Origin of the sequence: Streptomyces torulosus (assembly GCF_001419765.1) — a bacterium.
Lineage (GTDB): Bacteria > Actinomycetota > Actinomycetes > Streptomycetales > Streptomycetaceae > Streptomyces > Streptomyces torulosus.
This window is the reverse complement of the sequence record NZ_LIRK01000203.1, coordinates 1-9992: the sequence shown is the minus strand read 5'-3', so window position 1 is coordinate 9992 and position 9992 is coordinate 1. Positions and strand designations below refer to the sequence as shown.

The window sequence follows — 9992 nt, the reverse complement described above, 5'->3', positions numbered from 1 at the left end:
CACCGCAACCGCCCCCGCTCCGCCCTCCCGTGAGGGTTTGGGCGCGCCGCGGACACGGTCGCGTGACACGCACGACACGGGGCTCCCCTAGCTTCTGTCCCCTCATTTCTGTCACCCGACAGGAATTCGCGCGACTGCCGCGCGAACGCTCGTGCCGCTTGTTGCGAAAGCAGGTTGCCACCATGACGAGCATCTCCCCCGCCGGCCTCCGCCCCGACCCGCAGCACTCCCCCGACGACACCTCACTGACCGCGTTCGGCTACCGCCAGGAACTGCACCGCAGTCTGGGCCGGTACGCCTCGTTCGCGGCCGGCTTCTCCTTCATCTCCGTCCTGACGACCGTCTTCCAGTTCTTCGCGTTCGGGTTCGCGTTCGGCGGCCCGGTCTTCTTCTGGACCTGGCCGGCCGTGCTGCTCGGACAACTCCTGGTCGCCGCCTGCTTCGCGGAGCTGGCGGCGCGCTATCCGATCTCGGGCGCCATCTACCAGTGGTCCTCGCGACTCTCGAACGCCACGTTCGGCTGGTTCGCCGGCTGGATCATGGTGATCGGGCAGATCGTGGTGGTCGCGGCGGCCGCACTCGCCCTGCAGATGGTGATGCCCGCGATCTGGTCCGGCTTCCAACTGGTGGGCGGTGACCCGGCGCCGACCAGCGCCACGGGAGCGGCGAACGCGGCCGTGCTCGGCGTGGTTCTGCTGGCGCTCACCACCCTGGTGAACGTCCTGGACAACCGCGTGCTGTCCATGGTGAACCGGGTGGGGGTGACCGCGGAGATCATCGGGGCGATCCTGATCGTCGTCCTCCTCCTGACGCACGCCGAACGCTCCCCCGGCATCACCTTCCACACCGCCGAGGGCAGCACGGGCCTCCTCGGGGCGCTGCTGGTGGGCTCGTTCATGGCGGCGTACGTGATGATCGGCTTCGACAGCGCGGGCGAGATGAGCGAGGAGACGCACCACCCGCGCCGCACCGCGCCCCGGACGATCCTCACCGCTCTGGGCGCGGCGGGACTGCTCGGCGGTCTCATCGTCCTCGGCGGACTGCTCGCCGCGCCCAGCCTCACCGACGGCCGCCTGGCCGTGGACGGATTGAGTTACGTCCTGACGAGCAGCCTCGGCGACGGCGTGGGCCGGCTGCTGCTCGCCGACGTGGTGGTGGCGATCGCGGTGGCCACGCTGGCGATCCAGACGTCGGCCTGCCGCATGCTGTTCTCGATGGCCCGCGACGGCCAACTCCCCTTCTCCGCACGGCTCGCACGGGTCAACCCGCGCACGGGCATGCCGGGCGCGCCGGCCGTGGTCGTGGGCGCCCTCGCCGCGGCCCTGCTGCTTCTGAACTTCGTCTCGCCGGACGCGTTCCTCGCCATCGGCACGACCTGCATCGTGATGCTGTACCTGGCGTACGCGATGGTGACCGGCCCTCTGCTCGTCCGGCGCCTCAAGGGCACGTTCCCCGATGGAGGCACGGACGAGACGGGCAGGCCCCTCTTCTCCCTCGGCCGCTGGGGCCTCCCCGTCAACGCCCTCGCCCTCGTCTACGGCCTGTTCATGACCATCAACCTGGCCTGGCCCCGAGCCGAGGTCTACGACCCCTCGGGCAGCGGCTGGTGGTTCCAGTGGTTCACCCTCTTGTTCTTGCTCGTCACCCTGGGTGTCGGGGTGTTGTACAGGCTGACGCGTGGCTCCCGTAGGTCCGCAGCGGGACCCGCCCCGGCAGACCCGACCCTTTGACCATGCAGGCACACCCCACTCTCACCCATCCGGCCGTATGGCAGTGTGCGGCTGTCACGGACGGGCCCGCATCAGCGGCGCGCGGGGAAGGACGGGTGTGACACCGTGCATCCGGCCGCCGTGGAATCCGCTCCGTGCGCCGGGCGATACGCCCTTTTGGGTATCCGCGAACCATCACATGGTGCCAAGTGGCGGTATCTGAGAGTGAGTTGACGGCACGGGAGACGGTGCCGCGCCGCGGCCCGCCGGAGGGGGGTGTCCCGATGTCCGCTGGGGTCGGCGGTCAACACGGCTCTCGCAAGCGCACCGACGCGGTCATACGACGGTGCGTCGCCGATACGCGTCCGCCCGAACATGTTCCAACTTCGAACAGTTGACGAAACCCATTCAGCCACTGGAAGGTGGATGCGATCCATGACCTGACCGCCTTCGGCGCGGTCGTATCGGTGGCGACCACCCCATCAGCGTGCGGATCGGCGGTCGTCCCCGACGACTGCGGCCGACGTCATCCGCTCCACTACGCCATGGACGGAACCCACTTCACGTACTTTGGTCGACTCCGCCATCCGGAGGGCATCGTGAAAGGCTCTGCTCAGGCTCAGTCACTCGGGGCCTCAGTGACCCCGAAGCCGTTTTGTGCGCCCAGTGGCGGCTCAAGTTTAGCTCCGACGCCGTCGATGCAGTGTTCCACTCAAGCCGAAAGGCCTGAAAATGACCGTCCCTACCAGGTCTTGAACACGCGGCGGGAGATCAGTCACCCGATGGTTCAGCACCGTCCTGCGTCTCCTGTGATCACGGCCATGGGCTGCCGGCCACAGGAGGGCGCAAGAGGAGGCAGACCACACGAGGAGGGAGCAGCCAGTGGTTGAGCTGCCGAGTCTGATGACCACGGTGTGCCACGGGCTTCCTCGCCGGGCGGCGCCGACCTACGAGTTCGCGGGGTGGCGCAACTCGGTCACGTGGCTCCTGTCCGACCCCGATGCCGTCGCCCTGTCCCGAATGCTCTGCCATGCGATCGAGGCCAGGGCCGCCAATGCCAGTCGCTCCGCGTTACGAGCGCCCAGCTCGACCTTGGACGCGGTTCGGTCCCCCGATCTCTGGGCGGTACGCGCCCTGCTGCGTCGTGAGCAATGGCAGGTGAACTGGCAGGCTCTGCTCGGCAGGGACACAGGCGGGCTGCTGGCCGCCGCCTGTGACCGGCTGATGCGGACTCCGTCGGGGCCGCCGGCGGTCGGGGTACGGGAGGAACTGCTGGTCGACCGGGCCCAGGAGTGGTGCCGAAGGGCTGTGGGCGGAACGCCCTCCTACTCGTTCGCGATGGAGATGTCCGGTCTCTTCACCGCTCTGTGCACCGCCCCCGAGTCGAGCAGTGCTCTCGAGGCCAGGACCACTTTCCTGTGGGGCGTCCTGGCGGGGGTCAGCGAGTACTACGCGGGGACGGTGCCGCACGAGCGGGAGATCGGGCGCCTCGCCCGGGAGGCGATAGCCGCATCCCGGGAATGTGTCCAGGCGCACGGGGAAGAGGGCGAACTCGTGGTCGCCGCCCAGGCGGAGTGCGGGTCGGTCCAGCTCCTCGACAACCTGACCGGGATCCTCCAACTGCCCTATCTCTTCACGACCGAGGAGTACATCCGGATCAGGGGCGCCGACATAGGGGTGCACATCTACACCGTCCAGGACGACCTCTCGGGCCGATACCGGGAGATCGCCGATGAGACCACGATGGTGGCCGTTCTCGCCCACGACCTGATCGACCAGGGCCGCGACGCCGACAACGGCAACCGCAACAACCTCGGTCTGCGGCTGTCGGAACGAGAACAGCTCTGGGACATCCTGGAGGTCTGCCTGAGCCACACCTGCGCCGTCGGGGGCGAGCAGTGGCAGCGCGTCGTCGCCGGCTTCGTCGTGGGTACCTGCCTCTACGCACGTGGAGGCCGGGAACGCATGCACGACGGCACCCGGACCACGGTGCGCAAGAAGCTTCGCCCGAGCGTGGAGTGGACGTACGCGCCCCGGCTGGCCGACTACTTCTCGCGGGCCGAATGCACCTGCGTGGAGCAGACCGGTCAGGTCGACGTCGGCCCCGAACTGGACAGGCTCTACGCCGACAGCTCGACCATCGTTCGCGGCTGGCTGCATGGCCGCTGGGACGCGCATTTCGACGTGGCGGAGCTGCAGCGGCTCGCTCTCGCCTGTGCGTCTGCCGTGCGGAGCGGCAGCTCGCTGTTCGCCGGTCGGAACGGAGCGGAAGTGATCCCCTGACGGGGTCCGGCGTGCGCGGTGGCGTCTCGGAGCGAGGTCGTAGGCTTGATCCTGATGAGACGCCGCACCCCGCCACCGCCCTCTCCCCTCCCCCAGCGTGAAGGAGTGGATCCGGTACGGGTGCGGCTTCCGGCCGGGGACGCGTGGGCGACGGTGCGTGACCATCTCGTGGAGCGGCTCGCGGCCGGGGCCGGCGTGATCGACGGGATGCTCGACGCGGGTCTGATCGTGGACGCCGAGGGGCGCCCGGTGCCGCGGGACATGCCGTATGTGCCCGGGCTGTACGTCTGGTTCCATCGGGAACTGCCGGACGAGGAACGGGTGCCGTTTCCGGTAGACGTCGTGTATCAGGACGAGCACGTGGTGGTGGCCGACAAGCCTCATTTCCTGGCCACCACGCCGCGCGGCAGCCATGTCGCCGAGACCGCCCTGGCGCGACTCCGTCGGCAGCTGGGAATACCGGCACTGAGTGCCGCCCACCGCCTGGACCGGCTGACGGCGGGGCTGGTCCTGTTCACGGTGCGCCCCGAGGAGCGCGGCGCGTACCAGTCGCTGTTCCGCGACCGGCGGGTGGAGAAGGTGTACGAGGCGGTGGCTCCGTACGACACGGCGGTGGATCTGCCACGCACCGTGCGGAGCCGGATCGTGAAGTCGCGCGGGCACATGGCAGCTCAGGAGGTCGACGGCGAACCCAACGCCGAGACCCGGATCGAGTTGCTGGCGGAGCGGAAGGGCGTGGCCCGGTACCGGCTGCTGCCGCGTACCGGGCAGACGCATCAACTGCGCGTGCACATGAGCGCGTTGGGGCTGCCGATCCTCGGCGATCCCCTCTACCCCGTGGTGACCGACCCCGTGGCGGTCGGTGATTTCCGGCACCCTCTCCAACTGCTGGCACGAGAGCTGGAGTTCACCGACCCGGTCACCGGACGCGAGCACCGGTTCGTCAGCCGCCGTGAGCTGCGAGCCTGGTCCTCGAACGACAACGCTGAGCAGTAGCGACCGTGGCGGCCATGGGGCGCCTCACTTTCCTCCGAGCCAGCGCAGGAAACGGTGGAACACACCCCTACGGCCGGCCTGCCCCGATGCCGGCGTCGACAGGGGTGTGCCAGGCGTGTCGACGGGCTCCGGAGCCGTGGGCCGAGGCTGCTCGGCGGCGATCCCGGAGCCGGTGCGCTGGGACGGGACCGACTCGGCTGGGGAGCTGAGGGTGACCTCCTGCTGGGGTCCCGGCTCGAACTTCACCGGCAGCTCGACCAGATGCCGGTTCGAGATGGTCTCCCGCCAGCGCAGTTCGTGCTCGTCGCAGGACAGCTGGATGTCCGGCACCCGGTTCAGCAACGCGTCGACGCCGACGTCGGCGATGGCGCGGCCGATGTCCTGGCCGGGGCATTCGTGAGGGCCGCCGCTGAAGGCGAGATGGGAGCGGTTGCCCTGCATGTTGGCCTTGAGGTCGGGGCGCACCCGCGGGTCGACGTTGCCGGGGGCGATCCCGAGGAGCAGGCCGTCGCCTTGGCGGATGCGCTGACCGGCCAGCTCGGTGTCCTGCTTGGCGAAGTAGGCGATGATGGTGCTGAAGGGCGGTTCGTCCCACAGGGTCTGTTCCACCGCCTCGGGCACGGTCATCTGGCCGCCGTTGAGCTGGGCGCGGAAGCCAGGGTCGGTGAGCACCACGCGCAGCACGTTGGCGAGCAGGTTGGCGCAGCTCTCGGAGGCGACGATCAGGACGAGCCGCAGGTGCTGGGCGACCTCCTCGTCGGTGAGCCGCGCCGGATGGTTGATGAGGTGGCTGGTGAAGTCGTCCTTGGGCTCGGCCCGACGTCGGGCGGTGAGCCGCATCAGGACGTCCATGATGTACGCGTTGCTTGCGAGGGCCGTCTCCGTGCCCTTGGGCAGGTCCCGGGCGGCCTCCACGAGCCGGTCGTTGTACTCCTCGGGCATGCCGAAGATCTCGCACATGACCACCATCGGCAGGCGCTCCGCGAACTGGCTGACCAGGTCGGCTCTGCCTTCCTCGCAGAACTTGTTGACCAGGTGCTGGGTCGCACGGTTGATGTGGCGGCGGATCGCCCGGTAGTCGATGGTCGACATGGCGCCGCTGACCGCGCCGCGCAGCCTCAGGTGCTCGTCGCCCTCGGCGTGCGAGCACAGGGGCTGCCAGGCGAGGTGGGGCATGAGCGGGTTGTCCGGCTTGGCCGTGCCGTCCTGCATGGGGGTCCACAGGCGGGTGTCGCGGCAGAAGTGGGAGGGGGTGCTCACCATGTGCATGTTCTCGCTGTGGCCGAGCACCACCCAGATCGGTAGGTCCCCGTGGAGAAGGGCGGGGGCCACCGGGCCGTGTTCGGCGCGGAGCTTCTCGTACACGGCTCCCAGGTCTTCCGCTCCGGGGCCGTAGAGCCGACGCAGACCGCCGGGGCCGAGGTCGTGCGCGGGGCAGCCCGGGGGCGGCGCGGCCGAGGGGTCGTCCGTGTCGGTCAGAGAGTGGGATTCAGGCGTCACAACGATCGCTTTCGAACGGAATGGATCCGGTATGTAGTGCGATGGGACCGAGAGGGGACATCGTGCGGGACGACACGGCTCCCGGTCGGGACAGGTGCGGCGGGCTGCTCAGAGCAGTCGTGGTACGACGACTCGGAGGGGTGCCGGGGTCAGGCCGACGCCCCCGACATCGCCAGGGAGTGCAGGAAGCTCATGAGGGTCATCAGGACGTCCCGGCTGGACGCGCGGCGGCGCGCGTCGCACCGGATGATCGGGATCTCCTCGGCCAGGTCGAGCGCCTGGCGCAGTTCCTCGATCGCGTAACGGGGGGCGTCCGGGAAGTCGTTGACGGCGACTACGAAGGGCACGTTGCGCTCCTCCAGACGGCCCATGACGTCGAAGCTGACCTCCAGCCTGCGGGTGTCGACGAGGACGACGGCGCCGAGAGCCCCCTCGAACAGGCCGTTCCACAGGAACCAGAAGCGCTCCTGGCCGGGGGTTCCGAACAGGTACAGCACCAGCTGGTCCGTAATGCTGATGCGGCCGAAGTCCATGGCCACGGTGGTGGCGGTCTTGGACTTGGAGCCGAAGTTGTCGTCGACTCCGATGCCGGCCTGGGTCATGGTCTCCTCGGTCGTCAGCGGCCTGATCTCGCTGACGGAGCCCACCATGGTCGTCTTGCCGACCCCGAAACCGCCCACGATCACGATCTTCGCCGCGGCCTGCGCGGTGTGCGGCAGGTGGTCCTCGGTCCGTGGACCCGTGATGGTGTCAGAGCTTTTGAAGTCCATGCATCACCGCTTCGAGGAGGGAACGGTCGGCCCGCGCCTGTCGAACGACGGGTGCGCGTGCCTGAACCAGTTCGGCCGTCAGCAGCTCGGTGAGCAGGACGGTCACCACGCTGATCGGCAGGTTGAGATAGGCCGAGATCTCGGCCACGGACAGAGGGGCCTGGCAGATTCGGATCAGCGCCGACTGCTCCGGAGCGGCAGACGGCGGCGGATCGGCGCGCGCGACGATCAACGTGACGAGGTCGATCGGGGCGCGTTCGCCGTCCTCTCCCGTGAGGATGTAGAGACGCTCGGGGGGCCGCTCCCCCGTCACGCTCGGAAGGTCGTCCTCATGGAACGGGGGAGACGGCTCGTGTTTGGGTTGGCGCCGCTGGCGCTGCGGAGGCGTCATACGGTCTGCCCGTTCCGACGGGGCGGACTGGTCAGATGGGCGCCGATCCGGTCCACGAGGTCCCGCATGCGGTTGCTCATCAGCCCGGGCTCGGCGATCTCATTGGCGAGCACCGCGAGGTAGGCGTTGGAACCGGCGGCCATCAGATAGAAGTAGCCGCCGTTGATCTCGATGATGACCATCCGCATGTGACCGTCGCTCTGCGGGATCTCCCCCGCGACGGCTCCGGCCAGGCTCTGCAGTCCCGCGCAGGCGGCCGCGACCCGGTCGGCGGCGTCCGGGTCGCCTCCGTGGCGGGCGATCCGCAGGCCGTCGGCGGACAGCACGACGATCTGCTGGATACCGGGTACTCCGTCGGCCAGATCCTTCAGCATCCAGTCGAAATTGGCTCGTTGCTGGATCACTTGAGGTCCCCCTCGTCGTCGGCCTCCGTACGGGCCGGCTCGGTGTTCGCGGTGAGAGCGGTGGACGCGGTCGAGTCGTCCGGGTTCCTGAATGCGTTCGGGTCGGGGTCGCCCTTGAGCCCGGCCATGAACGCCTCCACCCACATACCGGGCGGGGGCAGCTCCTTCTTCGGCTCCGGCTCCGGCTGCCACACGGGGGCGGCGGCCATCGCCGCCTCTGCCGCGGCTTCCGCGGCGGCGGCCTCGGCGTAGCGCTGGCTGAGCGGGATCTTGTTCCGGCTGCGGCGCTGCGGCAGGCCGTTGGCGGTCCACTCGGTGACGACGGGCACGTCGTCCTCCACGCCCGGACCCATCTCCTCCGCGGAGCTCGGGATCCGCGGACCGGTGGTCGGACGGCGACGCTTCGGCTTGCGGTTGGGGCCCTCGACACCGCCGGTGTCCATGGTGGGTACGGCGCCGATGCCGATGCCATGGGCGAGACCCGGGGCGGCCTCCTCGGTGAGCATGTCGCGAGGTACGACGACGACCGCTCGAACGCCGCCGTAGGCGGACGGCCGCAGCGAGACCTGCATCTTGTACATCGTCGACAGGCGGCCCACGACGGCGAGACCGAGACGCGGGCTGCCGCCCAGGTCGTACATGTCCATGCCCTGCTGCGCCTGCGCCAGCATGTCCTCGACCTTGGCCCGTGCCTCCTCGCTGAGGCTGATGCCGCCGTCCTCGATCTCGATGGCGACGCCGGTCTGCACCTCGACCGCGGTGACGTGCACCTTGGTGTGCGGCGGGGAGTAGCGGGTCGCGTTGTCGAGGAGTTCGGCGCAGGCGTGGATGACGGGTTCGACGGAGACGCCGTTGACGTTGACCTTGGCGATGGAGTGCAGCTCGATGCGGCGGTACTCCAGGATGCGGGACATCGCGCCGCGCAGACAGCTGTACAGGGGGACCGGCTTGGGCCAGACGCGGCCCGGGCGGCTGCCGCCGAGGACGGCGATGGAGTCGGCGAGGCGGCCGATCAGCGCGGTGCCGTGGTCGATGCGCAGCAGGTCGTCGAAGACCTCGGGGTTGCGCCCGTGGTCCTCCTCCATCTCCCGGAGTTCCTTGTTCTGCTGGTGGACGATCGCCTGGACGCGGCGGGCGATGTTGACGAAGGAACGCTGCGAGGAGTCGCGCATCGCTTCCTCGCGGTCCACGATGTCGAGCACCGCGCGCAGCAATTCGCGCTGCGAATTGGGGAGTTCCCGCCACTCCGCGTCACCGTCGATGACGTGGCGAATCACCTCTGAGGGCGATTCTCCACCGCGCAGCCGGTACAGCACGGCGGGCAGGATCTCCTTGCCCAGCCGGGTGAACTCCTGGTCGTGGGCGGCGATCCGCTGCTCCAGGGAGAGGGTGCGCCGTTCCTGTTCGGCGCGCAGTTCGCGCACGGAGCGGCGGGTGCCGCGCACGGCCATGACCGCGACCGCGATCAGCAGCAGTGTCGCGACGGCTCCGGACAAGCCGACGGCGAGCCGGACCGGCCCTGTCACCAGGGCGACGGTGGTCCCGGTCGCCGCGGCCATCAGTATCGCCGGCAGCAGTAGTACGCGCCCGTGGGGGAGGTCACGGCCACCGGGAGGCGATTGAACACTCACCATGTATGCCCTCTAACGACAAATCGGCTGGAGGTCGGGGGACTTGCTGGGACTTCTGGGACTAGCTGGGGGTTCATCCGGGAATCAAACTGGATCTTCGGTAATTTTTGGAACAAGCGCACGAATACACCTCAACTCGGTGCGCTGCGGGCGAGCTTAGTCCGACCGGATCATCGCTGTGTCATATTCAGCAACCGCCTGAAATCGCCCTCACGACAGGAGTACGCTCTGGTCGTTTACACGCTCAGGCGCGACTCGAACGCACAGCGTGACGATGCACAGGCGTGCGAGGGTGGGGGTGTGCGGGG

Annotated in this window: 8 protein-coding genes; 3 read left to right on the top strand and 5 right to left on the bottom strand. The window is 69.0% G+C overall.

The window, feature by feature from the left end; translation table 11 throughout:
- The first annotated feature begins 182 nt into the window (after positions 1 to 182).
- The 3 genes from AOK23_RS14950 to AOK23_RS14940 all read left to right on the top strand — a co-directional run bounded on the left by AOK23_RS14950 (position 183) and on the right by AOK23_RS14940 (position 4988).
- A complete protein-coding gene (locus AOK23_RS14950; RefSeq protein ID WP_055713205.1) occupies positions 183 to 1730 on the top strand; it encodes an amino acid permease in 1548 nt (515 codons plus the stop codon).
- 861 nt (positions 1731 to 2591) lie between these two features.
- Positions 2592 to 3992, top strand: coding sequence for a hypothetical protein (locus AOK23_RS14945; RefSeq protein WP_240496392.1), 1401 nt, complete (start codon positions 2592 to 2594; stop codon positions 3990 to 3992).
- 54 nt (positions 3993 to 4046) lie between these two features.
- Positions 4047 to 4988, top strand: a complete 942-nt coding sequence (locus AOK23_RS14940; protein ID WP_055713206.1) for an RluA family pseudouridine synthase — start codon at positions 4047 to 4049, stop codon at positions 4986 to 4988.
- Positions 4989 to 5012: 24 nt separating this feature from the next.
- On the opposite strand, the gene AOK23_RS14935 is transcribed toward AOK23_RS14940, so the two are convergent.
- The 5 genes from AOK23_RS14935 to AOK23_RS14915 form a co-directional block, all read right to left on the bottom strand.
- A complete protein-coding gene (locus AOK23_RS14935; protein WP_055713204.1) occupies positions 5013 to 6488 on the bottom strand; it encodes a cytochrome P450 in 1476 nt (491 codons plus the stop codon).
- 149 nt (positions 6489 to 6637) lie between these two features.
- Positions 6638 to 7258, bottom strand: a complete 621-nt coding sequence (locus AOK23_RS14930; protein WP_055713203.1) for a GTP-binding protein — start codon at positions 7256 to 7258, stop codon at positions 6638 to 6640.
- Entirely contained in the window at positions 7239 to 7649 is a 411-nt protein-coding gene (locus AOK23_RS14925) for a DUF742 domain-containing protein (protein WP_055713202.1), read from the bottom strand. Before AOK23_RS14925 ends, AOK23_RS14930 begins: the two co-directional genes overlap by 20 nt.
- A complete protein-coding gene (locus tag AOK23_RS14920; protein ID WP_055538138.1) occupies positions 7646 to 8053 on the bottom strand; it encodes a roadblock/LC7 domain-containing protein in 408 nt (135 codons plus the stop codon). Before AOK23_RS14920 ends, AOK23_RS14925 begins: the two co-directional genes overlap by 4 nt.
- Positions 8050 to 9687, bottom strand: coding sequence for a sensor histidine kinase (locus AOK23_RS14915; protein ID WP_055713201.1), 1638 nt, complete (start codon positions 9685 to 9687; stop codon positions 8050 to 8052). The genes AOK23_RS14920 and AOK23_RS14915 overlap by 4 nt, the downstream gene beginning before the upstream one ends.
- Between the last annotated feature and the right edge of the window lie 305 nt (positions 9688 to 9992).

Excerpts from the sequence above, each read along its gene's own strand:
- AOK23_RS14950 (WP_055713205.1), top strand. The coding sequence starts at position 183 with ATGACGAGCATCTCCCCCGCCGGCCTCCGCCCCGACCCGCAGCACTCC.
- AOK23_RS14940 (WP_055713206.1), top strand. The coding sequence starts at position 4,047 with ATGAGACGCCGCACCCCGCCACCGCCCTCTCCCCTCCCCCAGCGTGAA.
- AOK23_RS14930 (WP_055713203.1), bottom strand. The coding sequence starts at position 7,258 with ATGGACTTCAAAAGCTCTGACACCATCACGGGTCCACGGACCGAGGAC.
- AOK23_RS14925 (WP_055713202.1), bottom strand. The coding sequence starts at position 7,649 with ATGACGCCTCCGCAGCGCCAGCGGCGCCAACCCAAACACGAGCCGTCT.
- AOK23_RS14915 (WP_055713201.1), bottom strand. The coding sequence starts at position 9,687 with ATGGTGAGTGTTCAATCGCCTCCCGGTGGCCGTGACCTCCCCCACGGG.